The following is a 19767-nucleotide window of genomic DNA, read 5'->3' as shown; positions in this document are numbered from 1 at the left end:
AGTCTTCTACCAATGGTACAATAATTGGGTAGATTTACGAATGCTTTGATGAGTAGATTTACGAAGGCAATAAACCAAACGAAGAATACAGGAGGGAATTTATGTTGAAGAAAACGGGAGCAATGAAGTCAATACTGGTCAAAACTGTACTCACTCTATCACTGATACTCCCTTTACCGGCGGGGCTTAGCGGCGGATTTACCCCTGTCTATGCTGAAGGGCCAAGCGATCCGGCACCTTTTATTGCAGCTAAAGTGGTGAACGAGAATGCAGGCAAAAAAATACTATTCGACAACACTCACGGTCAAACGGCGGGTGCGGCGGATTGGGTGATTGACGGGGGGTTCTCCGATTTTGCAAATGGACTTGCAAGCAGTGGCTACGACGTGAAAGAGCTTCGTAAATCGACCCCTATTACCTTTGACGATCTAAAGGATTATCATGTTTTAGTTATTGGAGAAGCTAATATTCCTTATAAAATAAGTGAGCAAAATGCCTTGCTGCAGTATGTGAATAGTGGGGGCAGCATTTTCTTCATCGCCGACCACTATAATGCGGACCGTAATAAAAACCGGTGGGACGCTTCCGAGGTTTTTAATGGCTACCGTCGCGGCGCTTGGGAAGATCCCGCGAAAGGTATGAGCAGTGAAGAGCGCAGCTCGTCTCTTATGCAGGAGATTGCGAGCTCAGACTGGCTGGCAACGAACTTCGGTGTGCGCTTCCGTTATAATGCCCTGGGGGATATTATTACGGATCAGATTGTAGCGCCGGAGCAAGCGTTCGGAATTACAAGTGGCGTATCAACGGTGGCTATGCACGCCGGCTCGACTCTTGCCATCATCGATCCGACAAAGGCCAAGGGCATCGTATATTTGCCTCAGACGAATGAAGCTTGGCCTAATGCCGTGGATCAGGGCGTATACAATGGCGGAGGCATAGCTGAAGGGCCGTATGCTGCGGTGGCCAAAGTCGGGGCGGGCAAAGCGGCGTTCATCGGGGATTCATCCCCGGTTGAGGATGCAACGCCCAAATACCTCCGCGAAGAAACGGGCCAATCCAAAACCACGTATGACGGCTTTAAGGAACAGAACGATGCAGCACTGCTTGTGAATACGGTGAATTGGCTTGCCAAGAAGGAAAGCTATACTTCCTTATCGCAAGTAAACGGGCTGCAGCTTGACCAGCCGACGGTACTATCCGCAGCTGAGTTGCCGGTAAATTCCACAGAGCCGCAGGCAGAACCGTGGGCCGCACCCGCCGCCGGATATAAATGGTGGGATGCTTCTACGTTTAAACCAGGTTCGTATGGTGGTCCCACGGCTGCAGCAAATCCGGCATACGGCTTCGTTAAACAAGCCCAACTGCCGAATGCACAGGAATTTCAAATTAGAGTAACCGCTGATAACTTGGCTCCAGGCGCCACACTTTCAGGGTTTTCTCTGGGTATTTATTTAACGGGAGGCACACAGGTCGCCATAGTGCAGAATTCGGATGGCACTTGGCCGACAAGCTATGGATACAGCAGCGCTTTTACTTTAACTGCCAATAGCACGGGTCATGCCTATAAAGATGTAACTCTTCGAGTAAAGCCGGGTTCGGAGGGAGCGGCTAATCTTCGTTTCAGGCAAGGCAGTACGAACCTGAAAACCGAATCCGTTACGCTTGCCAATGTTGCGGCTGAACCACTTCCGCCAGACGGTCCGGTCATACCGGCTAAAATTTCCGTAGCGGAAGCACGATCGAAGACGGCGGGCACTACGGTTACCGTAGAAGGAGTAGTCACCACGGAGCCTGGCTCCTTCGGCGGACAAGCATTTTACCTGCAGGATGCAAGTGGAGGCATCTACGTGTTTCAGAGCCAAGCAGGGTTTCATCAAGGAGATCTTCTCTCGGTCTCCGCACCGACAGCGTTATTTAACGGTGAACTGGAATTGACCAGCCCAATTGCAATTAAAAAGACGGGAACCGCGGCTCTGCCCGCTAAACAAGTTGTAACCTCCCTATCGGAAACGAATCAAGGCCAATTGGTCGAATTACCAAATGTAATCATTAAAAATATGGTCAGCGCAGCACCGACGGGATCTTTTGAATTTGATGCCGTTTCCGGTCCAACTACGATCCATGTACGCGTAGATGGACGTACCGGACTTAACCAAACTGCATTTCCCTACCACGAGGGACAGGTGGTAACCATTGGCGGCATTTCTTCGATCTTTAAAGGAATCTATCAGCTGAAGCCAAGAGGATTAAGTGATTTCTCAGCCGATACAGTCGCACCAGTTACTACCTATCAGTTGTCTGAAACTGCAAATCCGAATGGCTGGTTTTCGAGGGATGTTACCGTTACGTTATCAGCTTATGACACTAAAATCGGAGCTTCCGTGACACATTTAAATCTTAACAATAGTGGGTGGACGACGTATACAACTCCGGTTACCATTCATACGGAGGGCATCAATACGCTTAAGTTCTATTCCATAGATGCAGCAGGCAACACGGAAGCGGAGCAGTCAGTGGCAGTTTCCATCGATAAATCGGCACCCGTTGTTACGCTAACGGAATCAGGACAGCCCATTCATGATGTAAAGTCAGGTACCAATCTAAGCTTCGAGCTTAAGGCAAGTGACGGATTATCAGGCATAGATCAAATTAAGCTTTTTCTGGACGGAAAGAAAATAGGGTTGACCGAAACCATTCCCACCTCTCAAATTGCTATCGGTTCGCATACGGTGAGCTACCGTGTAACCGATCAAGCCAGCAATAAAACCGAGCAAAGCTTCAGCTTCCAGATTGGCACAAGCTTCGAGACGATCCGTACGATAATTGGACAGTTTGTCCGTGACGGGCAAATCAAGAATGGCGGGATAGGCCAATCCCTTATGGCGAAGCTGGAGCAAGCCGAATCCCAGCTTTCCAAGGGCCATGACAAACAAGCATTTAAGCATGTGAACGATCTGCTGCAATTCGTGAAAAATCAGCAGGAGAACGGTAATCTGTCTGCAAAGGCTGCTGATGTATTGATTCAGCACATCAATTACATGCTACCGCAGTAAAAGATGGGAGCGTAAGAAACAGGAGAAGAGCAAATGAAACCCAATATTGATCAACAAGCAAAGAGAGTGTCCCAAACTAACATGGCCTGACGGCCACCACCATGAATGAAAATGTCTTGGCTTGTGAATCTGTATGTTCCATAATGGAACTGCAGGTCACAGGCCGAGACTTTTTTGGTAGGAAAACTCTGAGTCCCAAACCGGCCGACTGTATCCCGCAAGCACCGCCAATTGTTGCTGAGAGCACGTGTATAAAAACTCTTTTACTCTGAGGGTACATGACCTGCATCACTTAAACTATTTCAGGAGTGATATGTGGGATGGAAGCAATCTTAGAAAGATGTGCTGGGCTTGATGTCCACCAAGAAACAGTAGTCGCCTGTGTTCTGTATGGGGAATTAGATCGCAAACCTAAGCAAGAAATTCGTACCTTTTCCACGACGACCAAGGGACTGCTGGCCCTCTACAATTGGTTGAATAACTGGGAGTGTACGCACGTTGCCATGGAGAGCACGGGGGTGTATTGGAAACCAGTTTGGAACATTTTTGAGGAGCAATTTACGCTTATTCTAGCGAATGCTCGACGTATCAAAAACGTACCCGGGCGTAAAACGGATGTCGCCGATGCAGCCTGGATTGCACAACTGCTTCTATAAAACCATCTAAAGTAACTCTCTTGCTGATATTCAGCAAAGGGCTTCATAATATTACTGTCCTCAAACAATATTCTGGTATGCTGCAGACATAACTTACCCGAGTGTATGACTAAAAGACTCATGATAATATTGATTTCTCAAGCACCCTTTTCAAAGTGTCTTTTCAAACTGCATGTAAAGCGTACCGCTGATGTCTGATACGAAAGCCATCTTTTTCTCAATGATCTCTGACTTATTAAGCAGATAAGCGTGGACTTCATCAAAATACGGCTGGCTTTTGCCTGACGACGTTGTTTTGAATACGAGCACGGCATTGTCGATCTTACAAGTTGTTTTCGCTGTCTCTACTAACTCATCAATTCTGACTCGGCTTCGAACGTTCATGATACCGATAATGTTGATTGGGGTGTACTCTCGGTCACAGAACAGCTTGTCCAAGGTTTCCATATCTTTCTTGAAAAAGTTCTCCCGCTCCATGTGGAGGATAAAGTCGTGCCAATACTCTCCATCGTAGCTGCCCCACCATGACAAGTCCATCGGTCGGACGGCTCCGCTACATGTGTCCTCCGTGAAGGGATGATACCCCCAACATAGAGCCGAGCCTTGAGAAATATTCTATCTCCCTCATTGTGAATGAGTGCTTACCGTGATGGATCGTCAGGTTAAATGTGTGGTAGTTTCTGACGTAGCCGTTGAAAAGTTTCATAAGGTCTAGGTGTATTATCAATTAGCTCCTAATTATTGATTGGTCATGTAGTATTGTCTGAGCCAGTTAAAGGATCTAGTTGGTGCATTGCTTCTTTTTCCAAACTCACTATCCTGATCTAGATAATCTTTAATGTACTGGTCAATTTCTTTTGGAATTTTCTTAGCAGCCAAAACCTCCTTAATTCGCTCTTTAAGTAAATCCAATTTTTCTTGGCTGTATGAATCTTCATAATGATAGAGATCGTAATTTTCCCATGTACCTAATTGTGCTCCTATAGTAAACAACTTTATCTCTTCAGGTCCTAACCAACGATTTAAATTACGTATAGTCACTTCAAGCTTTTCTGCAAACTCGTTAGCATTTTTCCAACTCTTCACCCTTCCTTCACATACTTTATCTATTTCATTCTTGAATTTACTTAATGTATCTAATCTTTTAGGTAATTGTTCTACACTCGCAATAACGGTAATGGCCTCCTCTAGCAAATCAAGCATAGAACTGAACTCCCTGATATCTTTTTCTGAACTCCCCCAATCCCCAAAGGAAATCCCCATGATTCGTCTTATATTCAAACCATAAAATCCAAGATCAAGTGCACTAATATTTCGATTCCCACTTACAGAAGGTTGTGTTGGCAAGTTCGTAATAAATTGACTATAGTATTTTTGGAAAAGTAGCTTGCTTTTTGCTATTTCAGATTGAATATCCTCCCAAAAAAGAAGGTGAATCCTAAATTTACCTTCTGCTTTTCGCTTTTTACTTTCAATACGTACAGATTTTTGGAGTTTACTATTTCTTTTTCCTGTGGTAGCTATATAAAATACCTTGATTGAAGGTTCAAATGCTTCAGCTTTTGCAACTTCATCAACTACAGTTTGAAGGTTTAAATTGTCAGTATTTTTACATTGGACTCCAACAAATATATTTTTATGATTTGCTCCATATATGTCAACTCCAGCTTGTTCTTGACCTTGTCTTCCATTCATTTCAAGATTAGGGGAAGACCATCTCTCACTCAAAACATCGCGTGTCATACTTTCAAATTCCTGCCAGTCTTCTGGTGGTGGTAGCTTTGAAGTCGCTATTAATGGCATAAGTCTCCTCTGCTTCTCGTTTATTTATTATTATCAAAAAGGTATATATTCCAAGTGTGAAATTATCTAATAATTTTATTGAGGATCTCTTGGTTCAGAACAACCATTAAGAATATAACTAACTTCGATGTCTGAATTGTGTTCTATCGGCTTACATAATGGCATCAACACCGGCTTGTTCGCATGCTTTTCCAATTTTTGAATACATTTAAGTATTCGATAAACAGGAGGACACAAGTCATGTCACAACACGGGCAATCGTTCATGAGAGGTACGCTGGTCTTGTCTGTCGCTGCATTCATCAACCGTATTCTCGGTTTTATTAGCGGCATGTATATCGCTCGCGTCCTGGGCGCAGAGGGAATCGGCATCTTGATGATGGCGCATCCGCTCGTCCCGCTCGTCATTACGATTACGGAGCTTGGATTGCCGGTGGCAATTTCAAAGTTGGTCGCAGAGGCCGACGCTCGCGGTGAACGGACGAAAGTGAGGCGCATTCTGCATGTCTCGCTAGCTGTCACGAGCGTCTTGAGTGTAGCGCTCACGACCATATCGTTACTTGGATCTGAGTGGATCGCATCCATACTGCTAAGCGACCAACGCGCTTATTACGCGATGCTGGCGATTACGCCGATCGCGCCGATCGTAGCTGTCTCCGCCGTATTAAAGGGATATTTCCGCGGCATGCAGCAGATGAAGACCATTGCAGCTTCCGATGTGTTGGAGCATACGGTGCAAATCGCCTGTGTTCTTGCGCTGGTAAACCTCTTGCTGCCTTACGGTGTCGCTTATGCGGCAGCCGGAGCAATGGCTGCCTCTGTTGTTAGCGAAGCGATCAGCCTTCTATACCTTGTGACAAGCTACAAGTTATACGGTGAACCTAAGATGCCGGGCGAGACTTGGGAAAACCACCTGAAACAAGGAAGAAGCATACTCGGCGAGCTGCTGCAGATCGGACTGCCGACAACTGGGCACGGTGTCATTCATTCGTTATACAGCACCTTCCAGCCGCTTCTTGTTACAACCAGCTTAGCGCTCGCCGGCACTGGCACGGCGTTAGCCACGAAGCAATTCGGACAACTGGCCGGCTATGCGTTTCCGCTGCTTTTCATGCCAAGCTTTATCACGCAATCTTTGTCCACCGCTCTCATTCCTGCGATTGGCGAGGCAGCGGCGAACAAGAACAGTCTGCTCATACATGAGAGGATGAATCAGGCTATGATCTTGGGACTCCTGATCGGCGCACCGGCAACCGTTATCTTGTACGAGTGGGCAACTCCACTAACGACACTTGTCTATAATGCCCCTGAAGCAGGACTGCTTCTAAAAATACTGGCGCCGATGTTTTTCCTGCATTATTTCGACGCCCCGCTTCATGCGATTCTGCTTGGCCTTGGCCACGCGAAAGTTACGCTGTGGAATTACGTAATAGCTACAGTATTCAAGGGTGTCTCGATCTTCGTGTTCGGCAGCCAATTTGGTATTATTGGCGTTGCGTACGGCATCGGTATCGGCATTGTGATGCAAACACTACTGAACTTCTTTTCCATCTCAAGCTCGATTGGATTTTATTGGAGTATTCGCCCTTATGTCAAGGTTGGGATATGCATGATGCTGATGATGATATGCGGACACTGGACCTATATCTATGTTTCCAGCCATGGTATGCCACAGTTATGGTGTGTAATCATTTCAATCGTCTGTTCCTTGTTTCTCTATTTGGCCGCACTCGTATTGACGGGTACGTTGAATTGGAAAAGTACGCGCTACAGATTCTCGATCCTATGGTAAGTTTCAATCAGGATCACATTCTTAATCTGAATATGGTCCTTCAAACATATCCTTAGGATTATTTGAAAATAGCATTCATTTTTGCAGCTTTGATTACACTGACATCAAGATGTGGACATTCTTCTCCTTCAAAAACCAAGGAACCCGTGAATTATGAGGATACTACAACACCACGCTCTGCATTAGTTACTTCTGTACCTGCAGCCTTTCAATCGGCAGCTTCATAGTCCACGTCCCCTCTGCAGACAAAAAGCTGGTCGATGCGAATGAACACAAGGTTGAACGAATAATATTTAGTCCATCTGTGGTTAAATCAGAAAAATATATCCCATTCTCCTACCCCCTCAAATAACTAGAATAGTTTGCCATCACGCTCTACTGCCAATTAGCACAACGCGGCCGCTGATCCATGCCGGCATCTGCGTGTAGGGTGATTAAGGTGTGATATCCAATTTCACAAGCGATACGCGGCGTACAGCTTGCTGAAGCAATCACTATTTCACATATATTACTAGTGATAACTCCTTTTGAAAGTGATATTTTTACGTATTTGATATCTCCAGCTTCAAACAGACGATATGGTTATGTTTGTTATCCTTCGAAACAACTCACTTCTGGATCAAGTTCAAATAATAATACTACAAATAGTGTCACAAACCGATTCTGCTAAGGTTGTCGGGAATCGGACAATGTTCTTGTCACCAATCGGGAATCGGATCAAGTTCTTGTCATCGCTAATTGACAAGAACTTGATCCGATTACTAAAAAAGCCCACGGTTTCCGTGGACTTCATTCGGATAATGTTCTTGTCACCCGACAGTTGGTTGATTGTTTGTTGATGGCTGTTATCGATACCACAATAACCATAGCTGCGGATACCATACCCGCGTCAACTGCAGCCGTCCCAATAACCAATGTTCCAACAATAGACACTGCCTGCCCGATAGCGCGAGGCATTCGAATCCCAGCCTCGCGCAAAATTTCGAAGCTGACTTCCATGATAATTGCCTCTATAAAGGCTGGAAATGGAACGCTCTCCCGCTGTGCTACCAAGCTGATAAGCAGGTCGGTGGGGACCATTTCCTGGTGAAAAGTTGTAATGGCAATATATAGGGAAGGAGCCGATAAAGCAATGAAGAAACAAAAAAAACGCAATATACGAAGAAGGCTGGCAATATCCAACCGATGATAATAATCTTCTGCGGCCTGAAACATGAATTGCCACTAGGCTGCTCTTTTTGTTGAGGCTCGTATTAAGGGAAAATATACTGCTGACTATAAGCAGTATTAAAGAACTCCAAATCCGGTGTGTCATTTCGCTCTTGTGATGTGATACCAAAATCAGGAAACCCGGATCTCGTCAAACGTGAAATTGCAGAAGGACACGAGGTGGCAAACCATACGGACAATCACGTTTATTTTAAGGGTAATATTAGACAGAAAACGATTGCGGCTGAGATTGAAAACGTTCAGAAAAAAATAAAAGCCGTAACCGGGCAAGATTGTCCATGGTTTCGGCCCCCAGGTGGCTTTTATAATGATACGGTTATTCAAATAGCAAAACAATACGGATATACGGTGGTATTATGGTCTTGGCACCAGGATACAAAGGATTGGAGCGCCACCCGGGTAGACAAAATTGCGAATAAAGTACTGAACAATGCACGTAATGGGGACATCGTTTTGCTGCACGATCATATTAACGGATCGACACAAACGGTTGAGGCTTTGAAAATAATACTTCCGGAATTAAAAAAGAGGGGCTATCGGGTAGTTACCGTCTCAGAATTGATGGCACATAAAAAGAAATAAACGATGGTTGTAAAAGACAGCAGTCCCCTATTGAATTGAATATTGGTGGGGGTATTAGGTTGCTTATCTAAATATGGCAGTAAAGAGCGACATTTATTTTGTCGCTCTTTACATGTACTTATTTCTCCTTCGATCTTAATGGCACCCCAAGTAGCCCATACACGCCTCCTACATATTTGTGGTTGTTTCGGTTAATATCTTAGCAATAGAAACACGGGGTTACTTTGTATAGGCATACCTTTCCATCGGCATAATATCCCACAGAGGAGGTGTTTATTGTGCAGTGTGTTTATTGCGAAAACGTAAGGCAGGCTAAGGGAAAAAACTATAGATGCTTCGTTTGCGGAATTATAAAGCCCCGATAAGGGGCTTTTATCATGTGTGAAGACCTGTATCTTAGAGTAAGAAACTTGGTTGTTAAACTATAATGCCCGATCCCCTCCCTCTCTCTCGGCTACTTGTCATAATGAACTATACCTCAAACTGACGTCAGAATATCTCAAGAAAAACGTCAGAATTGGGTTGTTATGAATATTAATTGACACTTTCGAAAAAGGGTTATAGATTTATTCCTGACACTTTTGGGATGAGGAGCTTTTTTTATGAAGGGACAACGTATTGGCTATGTCCGTGTAAGCAGCTTCGAGCAGGATACAGAACGAAAACAACCGGTTGAAAAACTGATTCTGGTATCATACCTTTTCCAGAACGGTATGGTTGTTTATGCTAGGGTGCATTTCCCGCGGGGATCACAAAAGAAACCGAGGTGCCTTCACCTTCCTTGCTTTCAATCAAAAGGCCGCTCCCGTACATTTGCTCCAGCCTCCGATTCGTATTGAACAACCCGATGCCGCCCCACCCTTTCTTGGCCGGATGTTCCAGCACGTACTGAATATCTTCCTCCTTCATCCCTTTGCCGTCGTCTTTCACCTCAATCATCGTGCAATCATCCATGCGAATCGTGCGGATGCGTACCGTCCCTCTACCCGCTTGGCTTAGGACGCCGTGCTTGACTGCGTTTTCCACCAGCGGCTGGATACTAAGCGGCGGAAGAAGCAGCTCGAAGTCCGCATCTCCCTCCCATACGACGGTGAGCTTGTCTTCGAAACGCTCTTTTTCGATATACAGATACGCCTTTACAAGCTCCATCTCATGGGAGAGCGCAACCAGTTTGCCTGAATTTAGAAAATGAAAGCTAATTCGCAGGTAATCGATAAAAGCGTCACCAAGCTTGCGCATTCTCTCCGTGTCCAGATCGCTGAGTGCCATAATGGAGTTCAGTGTATTAAAAAGAAAATGGGGCTGGATCTGAGCCTGAAGATATGCTGCTTCCAAACGCAGCCGTTCATGAACCGATTGCTTCAACGCAGTCAACGACCTGATACGGTACCTCAACTCAAGGGCGTCGACCGGTTTGGCGACATAGTCGTTCGCGCCAGCCTTAAATCCCGCATAGATGTCCGCAGGTGCACTGCGCGCGGTCAGCAGCAAAATCGGGAGCTCTGAAACAGAGAAGCGCTCCCTTACCTTTCGCGTCAAATCATAGCCGGACATTTCAGGCATCATCACATCGGCTACAAGCAAATCCCACTGCTGCGTTCCGAGTAGCGACAATGCTTCTTCCGCCGAAGCGACCAATTTGACGTTGTAAGGCTCCGATCTCAGGATACCTGCAAGGACCTTCAGGTTCACAGGGTCATCGTCCACGGCAAGGATATTGGCCAGCCCTTCCTCGAATGGCAGCGATTCAAGCTGCAGGACAGGGAGTTCGCTGGCGGGTTCTTCCGAAAGGAATTGCGCGGCTGCTATTTCCCCGTAGACCTCAAGCCCCCTCTCAGGAATTGTCTGCGAATCCGCGAGAGGGAGTGAGAAACGAAATACGGAGCCTTTCCCGGGGTCGGAGCGAAGCGTAATTTCTCCGCCGTGAAGCTCTACGAGCTCCTTACAAATACTTAAGCCGAGCCCCATCCCCCGATCGTCATTTTGGCCGTGAAAGCCCTGCTCGTAGCGCAGAAATACGCGTGATTGCGTGTCCTCATCCATACCGGACCCTGTATCGGATACTTCAATCTGTGCCTGCCCGTTTTCGATTTTGGCAGAAACGGCCACCGTTCCTTGCGTCGTATACTTTAGCGCGTTATGCACGAGATTAAATAAGATTTGTACCAGTCTTTTTTCATCCGCAAAAACCGGCGGCATCGGCTCCGGGATATTCATTTTCAGTCTGATGGGCTTGCCCTCCGTCATAAAGGCAAGCATGCCGAATACGCCGGAAACGATGGACCGCACCTCTAAAGGTTTTTTCTTCAACACGATGCGCTTCTCCTGAAGACGTACCACGTCGAGCAAATCGTCGATCATGTGCGACATGCGGCTGCTGATCGTGATGAGTAGATGCATATCCTCCAGGCTTTTACTGTCCAGCACGTGCCGCTGATTGGTCATGATGTTCTGAGCGATATTCATTATGCCGTGCAGCGGCGTTCTTAGCTCATGCGACGTATTGGCGAGAAATTGATCTTTTAGCCTGTCGGACTCTCTGAGTTGCTCGTTCAGCCTGGCGTTTTCTTCGGAATTGCGGAAATATCGTTTAAACCAATAAGCCGAGAAAACGACAATAGCCGCAATCAGATCGACCGGATAGAAGACGCCGCTTACCTTTTCGCTGAAATTATAAGCCCCCCAAAGGATGCTCGACGCAACGCTGATGACCGCAAGCAGCAGATAAATGGAGTCATGCTGCTTTCTCATCACCATTTTAACGGCCAAATAAACAAACCAAGCCATTGGAAAAAAATACAGAAAAGCGTAAAGCATGGCTTTCCTTGAATAATAAATGAGCGGAGGCGGTGCGAACAGCGTGAACACCGAATAGATGATGAGCAGGACGACATAAGCCCGATACAACCTACGGCCTTCCTCTTTAGCGTATAGGGTCCTGGTCAGGTATAAAATAAAATAGGAAGCTCCCATGTATGAAAGCAGTCTGATTTTTTGCTCGTACATATAGCTCATCGGGAACCAAATCTGCATTATTTTATCGTTATCGGAAACGACGGTGACGCTGGCGGCCAGCAGTAGCAGGAAAAAAACGAACAGCGCCTTCTGCCGCGGGTTGAACAGGTACAGGATGCAGGCATATAATGCGTGCAGCAGAAGAACAACGCACAAGATAAGCTGAAAGCCGATGGAATACGAGTGCTCGAAGTCGATCGCCACCTGCGAGCCGAAGCGGATCGATTTTGAAATGCCACCGACAAAAGGGTGTTCAAAATTGGCGACGCGCACAAGCAGCTCGATTTCCTTCGCGCCATTTGCTTCGTAGGAGACGGTATACGGAACGTTGCCAGGCGTATACGATTGCGGCTGTTCCGCAGGATTTGCAAGCGACTTATGCATTTGACCGTTGATTTCAACAGCGGAAGAAGCCTGAACGTCCCTGATCCAGAAGGCGTAGGGTTGGTCCACCGAAGAATCGACCAATATGCGAAGCCGGTATGTCCCGTAACCGTACGACGATTTCGTGCCTTCCGGAAAAGCGCTGTGCCAGTTTCCCGGAACCTGAACATAACGCGGAGCGGCGGCCGAAAGCTGCGCAGCGTCTTCGTGCGAGATAAAGGCCGACGGATAAAACTCCCACTCGCCATTAAGACTGATAGCGCGGGATTTCTCGAAATCCCAACCGCGCATGTCGAGCACGCCTTGAATAGCCTGAGGATACTCCGGGGCTGGAAACACTTCGGACCAAAGCCACCGAAAGCTTAGAAGAACAGCGAGAAACAAAGTGATAACGACTATATATTTTACTCTATACATGTGACACCACAATTCTTGTTATTATGAAGCGTTCTCAGGCGTTTCGATGGCCCTCCACTCTGGAATACGGATACCGCGCCTTGCGCGGCGTCCCGCTAGTCATAGAACACCTGCAATGACCGTAAATGGATGTGTGCAGAACCCGGCTCTGAAAGTCGGACAGTATCATACCTAAAATACGCTGAAATGATACGAACTGTTTCTCGCATATTTATCCAGTTGGTCAAGGCCCGTTCTGCATGTCTGGAACGAGCTCAAATTTTACTAGCTGCGGCAAGGCGAAATCCCTCTTGCTTCAAAATTTTCGTCCTTACTTATGATACGGTTCTCCGTAACGGGGGAAACTGCGAAAAATGCGAAAGGAGAATGCCGCGGCAGCCCCATTCTTGATGTCGGATGAACGAACAAATCAGTTCAGCAACGGCCACGTAACCCGTCACATACAACTGACAGGATGCGCTCCGATAATCCGGAATCATCATTGTATTCAAGAGTCCGCATAACACTGAATAGAATAGCTGTTATATCGGTTACCTGAATGTCATTGCGAACGGAACCCGCTTGCTGCGCACAATTCAGTAGTTCCCCTATTGCATTTTGAAAATCCAGAGAGATGCCAGAGAGCGGACGATGGATGTCCGCGCCAGAACGGGCCAGAGCGGCGATGAGCGCTTTGTTTCCCATACCCTCTCTCACAATTAGCGACAAAAAGTTAAAAAAAGCCTGACCTGGATCGTCTTGATCGAGCATCCCCCTTGCTTTCTCGATGAGACGTTGCTTAAAACTGAAAACCACAGCTTCAATTAATTCTTCTTTCGTCGGAAAGTGACGATATACCGTTCCAATCCCCATCCCTGCACGATTGGCAACTTCATCTATTGGAATCTCCAATCCCTCGGTGGCAAAGACTTTCGTTGCAACGTCGAGTATTCGTTCTCTGTTTCTTCTGCCATCCGCTCGCAGTGATTTTCCTGCAGGACCTGCATCGATTGAATTTGAACCCTTATTATCTTGAGCGCGCGAAGGCTCCTTTTTTGGCATATAAATGACCCCCCTCTCCCAATTTATTATACACCAAATTGACAAACGGAGTATTGACTCCGCATACTGATATAAACGGAATCAAAACTCCGTTTTAGGTATATCACTTTATAATGGAGGTATGAAAGATGTCATTGCAAAATCATCGAGCCGTCATTGTGGGCGGTACTTCGGGCATTGGTCTGGCCACCGCGAAATTATTTCTTTCTCGAGGTGCTCAGGTCATCGTTGCCAGCCGTTCACAGGAGAAAGTAGACGCGGCAGTGAAGGATCTCGGGTCAGCACAAGGATATGCCCTGGATTTCCAAGATGAAAGCCAGATGAATCCGTTCTTCGAAAAGATTGGTGACTTCGATCACCTCGTCGTTACTGCTACCGGCGGCGGGTCTGTCAATGGTCCCTTTGGTTCTTTGGGAATCGATGTTGCGAGAGCTGAGTTTGACGGAAAGTTCTGGGGGCAATACACAACAGTGAAAGCCGCTTTACCTTATATCAAGGAGTCCGGGTCTATCACCCTGACTTCCGGTGTACTTGCCGCACGGCCGACAAGGGGCGCCTCGACGCTGGTTGCGCTAAACTCAGCCATTGAGGGCTTTGCCCGCGTATTGGCTATGGACTTGGCTCCAATACGAGTCAACGTTGTTTCGCCAGGGATGGTGGATACGCCTGTTTACAGTGGAATGGGAATGGACACTGAAAGTTTGGCATTGATGTTCCAAACGGTTGCCCAGTCACTCTTAATACAACACGTTGCAAACCCGAAGAGATCGCTGCGGCTTACGTGTACTTGGCGACAAACACATACACGACCGGGTCTGTGCTTCAAGTCGAAGGTGGTGCAATATTGGCTGGTATCTAAACAATTGAGGGTCATACCACAGCAGCACCTATGCTTAGGAGCAGCGGCCGATCGATGACTGCTTACGGGTTGAGCAGGAGATAAGTACATGGATATCATAAACCTACCCAAGATCAACATATTGAGCAACGCCGAGAACAAATTCGACTATCAAATATGGGTGGAGACGAACTCTCCACCTTCTGCTTGTCCTCATTGTCGACATTTTAGAGCATCCAAATGGACACCCCATTTGCATGTATTCTCGCAGTCAAACCTTATTCATGAGAAATCGACTCTTTCAGGATTTCTCTAAAGCTTTTCGAAGGCCGGGCGATCAAATTCGCTTGAGCAAGATCGACTTGCGCGAAGTCTCTCCCTGACGGCTCGCTAGATACATCCCCATCCGCATATTTATGCTCGTTTCCGGCACGTCTCGATACAACGCGGACCCAAAACTCTTCGTCCGACGATCCTGCGGATGGTCTGCCCCAAGACTTCGGAAGCGATTGTCGCAATCCCTTCCATGTCAACGGACTCGGATCCCGTAAGATTGGGGGGCATGCCATGCAGATTTTGCTCGCTTATGATCGTCGCCGCAGCCTCGGCCAGATCGAAGTGGGCTGTCCAGGCAACCGGACCTTCCTCAGGAGTGATAGATTTCCCTGTTTTTATTGCATCGCCGATCATCATGAGTGCCGATGCCGTGTAGTAGCCACTACGGAGCGACGTGAAGGCTATACCTGAAGTCCTGCGCAATTTCGGGAATCGGCATTGCCTTTCTTCCTGAAATCGTGGTGGAAGCGGAAGTTGAACGGAGCGAACTTGTTGCTCTTCCATGGCAAATTCCAGACCTTCACGTGTATACACAGATGTCATGGCATAAAGACAAGTGGCTTTCGCCCATCATGTTATCTTTCATAGAAGTAGCAAGGGGGGTTCTCCCAAGATGAGAGCGCGTCCAAGATCGGTCGATGCGAATTCCAAGCCCGTAAGGATTGACAGCTCAAAATTTCTCCCTACTCATGATAAGGTTCACCGTGCTGTCGGAACGGCAAGCTTTAGGGCCATCCTTTGCGGGAGGCCCTGAAGTTGATACTTTACAATTATCGTACCCATGAACACCCTAATTGCCATTTATAGAGATATAGACTCCTTAAAAAAATCCCTTAGCTTCATCGGAGGTCGACCGATTAAATCAGCTAGATCCTTGGTCGCTTGTGCGAAGTCCCCATTGCGGCTGTTGAAAAATGTCTCTAAACTTTCACCTTTTGCTAAATTCAAATCATATCCCGCATTTTCAATATCCCAAGAATTTAAAACTTTGACTCCATCTCTATTATAAACTACAATAAAGGACCCGTGCTTACCGGAGTCTATTACACCTATCATTTTTTCTAGCGATTTTCCGATTTCCTTCTTTGAATCATTGTAAGGGAACTTTGATTGTATTAATGCTGATTTTACTTTTTCATATGTTTTCAAATTGTTATCTGTATTAACACGAATCGTAAGGCCCAAGTCTGCTCCATATAGAGATTCTTCCGAACAACCTGACCGATCACTAATATCTTTGTAAGTGACCTCAATATTTAGTCCCATTTTATTAAAACGTCATTATATCTAATTTTGATACTTCCAGCTAGTGCCGATGTTATTTTAGGCTCTTGTAGTCATAACCACCGGCTTAGCCGGTGGCTTCCTTCAGCCCTATAAGGGCATGGTACCAGCACGCGCCTCAAAGGCGCATCGAAGTTCTGCCAACCGCGTGACTATCACAGGCTGGCCCCTAAAGGGGCTACGTTATCTGCCCTTTTTGGCCGACTCGCCCGTAAACGGGTCGATCAGTTCTTTCATGGTGAGTTGTTCGTAGTTCTTATCTTCTGTCAGTTGATTGCGAATGTACTCTTCGATCGCTTTCTTGTTTCGACCTACCGTATCTACGTAATACCCTCTGCACCAGAATTGCCTGCTCCCATACCGATACTTTAGATTAGCAAATTGATCGAAAATCATCAGTGAACTTTTTCCCTTCAGATATCCCATGAATTCCGATACACTGAGTTTTGGCGGGATACTCACTAGCATGTGGATATGATCAGGGCATGCTTCCGCTTCTATTATCTCTACACCTTTTCGCTCACAAAGACGCTCCGGTTTGGGATGTTGGATTTCAGCAACAGATGAATCTGCTGCTTAATGTCCGGGCGAAGCTTCTTCGTTATGCGTTCCCTTCCTGCCTCTGTGTAAGTCGTGAGTTCTTGGCTGAAACTCAATGCATTAACTGTTTTCACATTGGCAAGCGGGAATAGATACACATTCGCCACCTTAAACGTTCTGAAACCCGTGCTGTAGAATTTCTTGTATGTAGGCGGAGGATTTGCAGGATGTTTATGTTTCCCGACCAGTTTTAGACGATTGTACATGAAAGCTCTGAGATCGTAGGCAAGACGTGAGAAGGCGACATTAACATGTGTAGCCCGACTGAAATAGTTATGGATTCCTAACACAAAGCTGTTGAAAAGTATTGCAGTTTGGGCGGTTGGAGAAGCTCTTAATATTTGTATGCGTCTTTTGGCTTCAGCCCTAATTTTCTGCATTTTACTGGCTTTAATGCCCGTATGCGCTACTCTTTTATTACCCTTTTTGCTAGCACGGATGGTGAATCCAAGAAATTCGGACTCTCGTTTTCGTAGATTAACGATCTGCGATTTCTCCGGGGATATGTCCAATTTCAGACGGTCTTTCAAGTAGAGTTTGACGGCGTGATACCATTTTTGGGCAGTTCTCCAGTCCCTGCAGAGTACTTTAAAATCATCTGCATATCGCACAATGTAACCTTCTTTAAGATTACTGAGGTGTTTAAGCGACTGGTATTTGGAGCCTTGTTGTCCGAATGCCGTTTCGAAATTCTCCCATTGGCCGGCAATCCATTGATCGAGGTCATTAAGGACGACGTTCGAAAGTTTTTGACAAGAACTTTATCCCATAAAACACAAAGGCCGCGATTTACGCGGCTCTTAATGAGATAATGTTCTTGTCACCCGACACTAGCCATTCATCAAAAATAAGTTCTGTTTTAAAAAGTTCGTGGGAATACTTTCCTTAAGCGAATCATAGTTTCATGGAAGAACGAATCTCTCGCCTGAACCGTTACCTCATGGGATGGATAGGCTATTTCCGCCTAGCCTCAGCGAAGACGCACTGCCAGAGCCTTGACCAGTGGATTCGCAGGAGACTCCGCATTGTCTTTGGACACAGTGGAAACGGGTGAGAACCCGCATCCGCGAGCCCCGGGCGCTCGGAGTCCCCAACTGGGCGAGCTTCATGATGGCCAACTCACGCCGCGGCGCATGGGAAATGTCCCGGAACACAAATAATGCCCTTCCGACCTCCTTCTAGGAGACGAAAGGGCTGAAAAGTCTGCTTTCACGTTACTTGGAGCTGTGTTAATCTTTTGGAACAGCCGTATGCGGACCCGCATGTACGGTGGCGTGAGAATACGGGGGCTAGCCACCCCCTCTTACTCGATTGTTTCCCTCGGGCCTCCTTGACTCATAGGTCCAGAACCGCCCGCTTGTAATCCGTCACAACAGGCTGCATAGGAGCCAGCAGTCGGTCTGCCACCTTCTGCATCCGTTCGTTGCCGGGCAAAATCTGGATAACAAGATGCGAGGCATTCGTCCTCAGCATCCTTTGCGCGGACTGCGCGGCCAGGCTCAGCCCCAGCCCATGATCGCGATACGCCTCGCGGATATATAACGTCCGGTACAGCAGCGTCTCCGCCAGCTGGCGATCGACGATCGACCAGCCGACGATTTCCTCGTCCAGCTTCAGCACCAGGCTGCAGTCGCGCTCGATCACGCCCTCTGCGCGCAGCGGCATGAAGTAGGCGTTGTAATCCTTTTCCTGAAGTTGGTTCATCAGGGACAGCTCACCTCTCCTCAGCTCGTTCCAAGGAATTACGGTGCAGCGGGACGACAGCTTGAACCGGCTGATCCACTTACTGTCCCGGCCGGCGGCGATGTCGCATCGGTAGAAACTGCTGTACACCGAGGGAGGCTGCCAGCCTGACTTGGCCAGCACCCGCTCCAGTGCTTCATAGCTGTGCAGCGCGTAATATTCTACGCACGCTTGCTCAAGGTCCATTCTGCTCAAGGATGCCTTCAGCTCCTGCATAAGCGCCGTAGCGATGCCGAGCCCCCGGTACGGCTTGTCAACAAATACGGACAGCACCCTTGCGGGTTCATCGTCCACGGGAGGATGGGCCAATAGCAGGCCGACCGGCCGACCCATGAAGGAGGCGCCGAGAATGATATTCTGCGCGTCAGCCTCCTCTTCAGTGCCGGCAGCCGGTTTGACCAGCCAGCCGCGGTAAGAGCGATACGTAAAAGACTGGTAAGACGCCGCCCTCCCCTGGGCAAGCCGAACAATTTCGAACATTACTTTTTCTTTGTGCGCTCCGGATAAGGAGGACCGTACAAGATAAACGCCGAGAACGACGTGCCGCCTGCTACCTGCTCCAATTCCGCTTCATCCAGCTCGCGCTCTGCGTCAGAGGACGGAGCCCCGAACAAGGTTTTCGCCTGGATTTCTCCGTGCTCGTCCTCCGTGATTACAACCTCGACGCCTTCCGGCAGCTCCAGCCCCGTCAGCTCGCGAATCGCCCGTTTCGGGTCGCTCAGCGCCAATGCCCGGAACTCGGCGTCCTCCGAAGCCCGCTGCTTAAATACCTCAAATAGCTCATTGGCTTTCTCCATCGTCCAGCTCATGCTTTCGCCTCCTGCGTTATAGTGAACAGCTACGCCTCATTATAGCGGGAAAAAAGGCAAAAATCCGTACCCCAAACGGGGTATCTTTGGTCCGATCACACTACCTGGCGCGCAGCGAGCCTAGCGAACAGCCCTTCCTGCCGAAGCAGTTCCTCGTAGCTGCCCTGCTGGACGATCCGCCCATT

The 19767-nt window shown here is 47.5% G+C and carries 13 protein-coding genes and 6 pseudogenes; 8 read left to right on the top strand and 11 right to left on the bottom strand.

What is annotated here, in order from left to right; genetic code table 11:
- Positions 1-101 precede the first annotated feature (101 nt).
- Together LRL21_RS38680 and LRL21_RS38675 are read left to right on the top strand one after the other, a co-directional pair.
- Positions 102-3053 (top strand): OmpL47-type beta-barrel domain-containing protein, encoded by a 2952-nt coding sequence (locus tag LRL21_RS38680; RefSeq protein ID WP_240421145.1) that lies wholly within the window; start codon positions 102-104, stop codon positions 3051-3053.
- Positions 3054-3373: 320 nt separating this feature from the next.
- Positions 3374-3703 (top strand): annotated as a pseudogene (locus tag LRL21_RS38675) (IS110 family transposase); the annotation flags it as partial.
- 156 nt (positions 3704-3859) lie between these two features.
- Here the strand turns inward: LRL21_RS38675 and LRL21_RS38670 are convergent.
- Together LRL21_RS38670 and LRL21_RS38665 are read right to left on the bottom strand one after the other, a co-directional pair.
- The gene (locus LRL21_RS38670; protein WP_240421144.1) at positions 3860-4246 is read right to left on the bottom strand and encodes a hypothetical protein; all 387 of its coding nucleotides are present in this window, start codon (positions 4244-4246) and stop codon (positions 3860-3862) included.
- Positions 4247-4447: 201 nt separating this feature from the next.
- Positions 4448-5512 carry a hypothetical protein gene (locus tag LRL21_RS38665; protein WP_240421143.1) on the bottom strand — a complete coding sequence of 355 codons (1065 nt, stop codon included), beginning with the start codon at positions 5510-5512 and terminating at the stop codon, positions 4448-4450.
- A gap of 240 nt (positions 5513-5752) precedes the next feature.
- On the opposite strand from LRL21_RS38665, the gene spoVB reads away from it, so the two are divergent.
- A complete protein-coding gene (gene spoVB / locus LRL21_RS38660; protein WP_240421142.1) occupies positions 5753-7303 on the top strand; it encodes a stage V sporulation protein B in 1551 nt (516 codons plus the stop codon).
- Positions 7304-8137: 834 nt separating this feature from the next.
- On the opposite strand, the pseudogene LRL21_RS38655 reads toward spoVB, so the two are convergent.
- A pseudogene (locus LRL21_RS38655) lies at positions 8138-8515 on the bottom strand (spore germination protein); the annotation flags it as partial.
- 177 nt (positions 8516-8692) lie between these two features.
- Between LRL21_RS38655 and LRL21_RS38650 the strand changes: the two are divergent.
- A complete protein-coding gene (locus LRL21_RS38650) occupies positions 8693-9115 on the top strand; it encodes a polysaccharide deacetylase family protein (protein ID WP_240421141.1) in 423 nt (140 codons plus the stop codon).
- A 726-nt stretch (positions 9116-9841) separates the two neighbouring features.
- Here the strand turns inward: LRL21_RS38650 and LRL21_RS38645 are convergent.
- Positions 9842-12931 carry a hybrid sensor histidine kinase/response regulator gene (locus LRL21_RS38645; protein ID WP_240421140.1) on the bottom strand — a complete coding sequence of 1030 codons (3090 nt, stop codon included), beginning with the start codon at positions 12929-12931 and terminating at the stop codon, positions 9842-9844.
- Between the two features lie 414 nt (positions 12932-13345).
- Complete coding sequence (locus LRL21_RS38640; protein ID WP_240421139.1) at positions 13346-13972, bottom strand: TetR/AcrR family transcriptional regulator; 627 nt, start codon at positions 13970-13972, stop codon at positions 13346-13348.
- A 128-nt stretch (positions 13973-14100) separates the two neighbouring features.
- On the opposite strand from LRL21_RS38640, the gene LRL21_RS38635 reads away from it, so the two are divergent.
- Entirely contained in the window at positions 14101-14889 is a 789-nt protein-coding gene (locus tag LRL21_RS38635; protein ID WP_240421138.1) for an SDR family NAD(P)-dependent oxidoreductase, read from the top strand.
- Between the two features lie 199 nt (positions 14890-15088).
- On the opposite strand, the gene LRL21_RS38630 is transcribed toward LRL21_RS38635, so the two are convergent.
- Entirely contained in the window at positions 15089-15343 is a 255-nt protein-coding gene (locus LRL21_RS38630) for a hypothetical protein (RefSeq protein ID WP_240421137.1), read from the bottom strand.
- Here LRL21_RS38630 and LRL21_RS38625 point away from each other — a divergent pair.
- Together LRL21_RS38625 and LRL21_RS38620 are read left to right on the top strand one after the other, a co-directional pair.
- Positions 15337-15522 carry a hypothetical protein gene (locus LRL21_RS38625; RefSeq protein ID WP_240421136.1) on the top strand — a complete coding sequence of 62 codons (186 nt, stop codon included), beginning with the start codon at positions 15337-15339 and terminating at the stop codon, positions 15520-15522. The genes LRL21_RS38630 and LRL21_RS38625 overlap by 7 nt on opposite strands.
- A gap of 31 nt (positions 15523-15553) precedes the next feature.
- Positions 15554-15763, top strand: a pseudogene (locus LRL21_RS38620) (LysR substrate-binding domain-containing protein); the annotation flags it as partial.
- A 184-nt stretch (positions 15764-15947) separates the two neighbouring features.
- Here the strand turns inward: LRL21_RS38620 and LRL21_RS38615 are convergent.
- The 3 genes and pseudogenes from LRL21_RS38615 to LRL21_RS38605 all read right to left on the bottom strand — a co-directional run.
- Entirely contained in the window at positions 15948-16412 is a 465-nt protein-coding gene (locus LRL21_RS38615; protein WP_240421135.1) for a hypothetical protein, read from the bottom strand.
- Positions 16413-16613: 201 nt separating this feature from the next.
- Positions 16614-16961: pseudogene (tnpA, locus tag LRL21_RS38610) on the bottom strand (IS200/IS605 family transposase); the annotation flags it as partial.
- Positions 16937-17752: pseudogene (locus tag LRL21_RS38605) on the bottom strand (reverse transcriptase domain-containing protein); the annotation flags it as partial. The pseudogenes LRL21_RS38605 and tnpA, both read right to left, overlap by 25 nt.
- A 182-nt stretch (positions 17753-17934) precedes the next feature.
- On the opposite strand from LRL21_RS38605, the pseudogene LRL21_RS46510 reads away from it, so the two are divergent.
- Positions 17935-18212 (top strand): annotated as a pseudogene (locus LRL21_RS46510) (group II intron maturase-specific domain-containing protein); the annotation flags it as partial.
- A 153-nt stretch (positions 18213-18365) separates the two neighbouring features.
- Here LRL21_RS46510 and LRL21_RS38595 read toward each other — a convergent pair.
- Positions 18366-19253, bottom strand: a complete 888-nt coding sequence (locus LRL21_RS38595) for a GNAT family N-acetyltransferase (RefSeq protein ID WP_240421134.1) — start codon at positions 19251-19253, stop codon at positions 18366-18368.
- Positions 19253-19582, bottom strand: coding sequence for a hypothetical protein (locus LRL21_RS38590; RefSeq protein WP_240421133.1), 330 nt, complete (start codon positions 19580-19582; stop codon positions 19253-19255). The genes LRL21_RS38595 and LRL21_RS38590 overlap by 1 nt, the downstream gene beginning before the upstream one ends.
- Positions 19583-19767 lie beyond the last annotated feature (185 nt).

The organism is Paenibacillus periandrae (genome assembly GCF_022458865.1).
Classification (GTDB): domain Bacteria; phylum Bacillota; class Bacilli; order Paenibacillales; family NBRC-103111; genus Paenibacillus_S; species Paenibacillus_S periandrae.
Note: the sequence above shows the minus strand (reverse complement) of the source record. Positions and strands in the feature narration are given on the sequence as shown.

What these genes read in the sequence shown, in the direction of transcription:
- LRL21_RS38680 (WP_240421145.1), top strand. Translation starts at nt 102, where the DNA reads ATGTTGAAGAAAACGGGAGCAATGAAGTCAATACTGGTCAAAACTGTA.
- LRL21_RS38670 (WP_240421144.1), bottom strand. Translation starts at nt 4,246, where the DNA reads ATGGACTTGTCATGGTGGGGCAGCTACGATGGAGAGTATTGGCACGAC.
- LRL21_RS38665 (WP_240421143.1), bottom strand. Translation starts at nt 5,512, where the DNA reads ATGCCATTAATAGCGACTTCAAAGCTACCACCACCAGAAGACTGGCAG.
- spoVB (WP_240421142.1), top strand. Translation starts at nt 5,753, where the DNA reads ATGTCACAACACGGGCAATCGTTCATGAGAGGTACGCTGGTCTTGTCT.
- LRL21_RS38645 (WP_240421140.1), bottom strand. Translation starts at nt 12,931, where the DNA reads ATGTATAGAGTAAAATATATAGTCGTTATCACTTTGTTTCTCGCTGTT.
- LRL21_RS38640 (WP_240421139.1), bottom strand. Translation starts at nt 13,972, where the DNA reads ATGCCAAAAAAGGAGCCTTCGCGCGCTCAAGATAATAAGGGTTCAAAT.
- LRL21_RS38635 (WP_240421138.1), top strand. Translation starts at nt 14,101, where the DNA reads ATGTCATTGCAAAATCATCGAGCCGTCATTGTGGGCGGTACTTCGGGC.
- LRL21_RS38625 (WP_240421136.1), top strand. Translation starts at nt 15,337, where the DNA reads ATGTCAACGGACTCGGATCCCGTAAGATTGGGGGGCATGCCATGCAGA.
- LRL21_RS38615 (WP_240421135.1), bottom strand. Translation starts at nt 16,412, where the DNA reads ATGGGACTAAATATTGAGGTCACTTACAAAGATATTAGTGATCGGTCA.
- LRL21_RS38595 (WP_240421134.1), bottom strand. Translation starts at nt 19,253, where the DNA reads ATGTTCGAAATTGTTCGGCTTGCCCAGGGGAGGGCGGCGTCTTACCAG.
- LRL21_RS38590 (WP_240421133.1), bottom strand. Translation starts at nt 19,582, where the DNA reads ATGAGCTGGACGATGGAGAAAGCCAATGAGCTATTTGAGGTATTTAAG.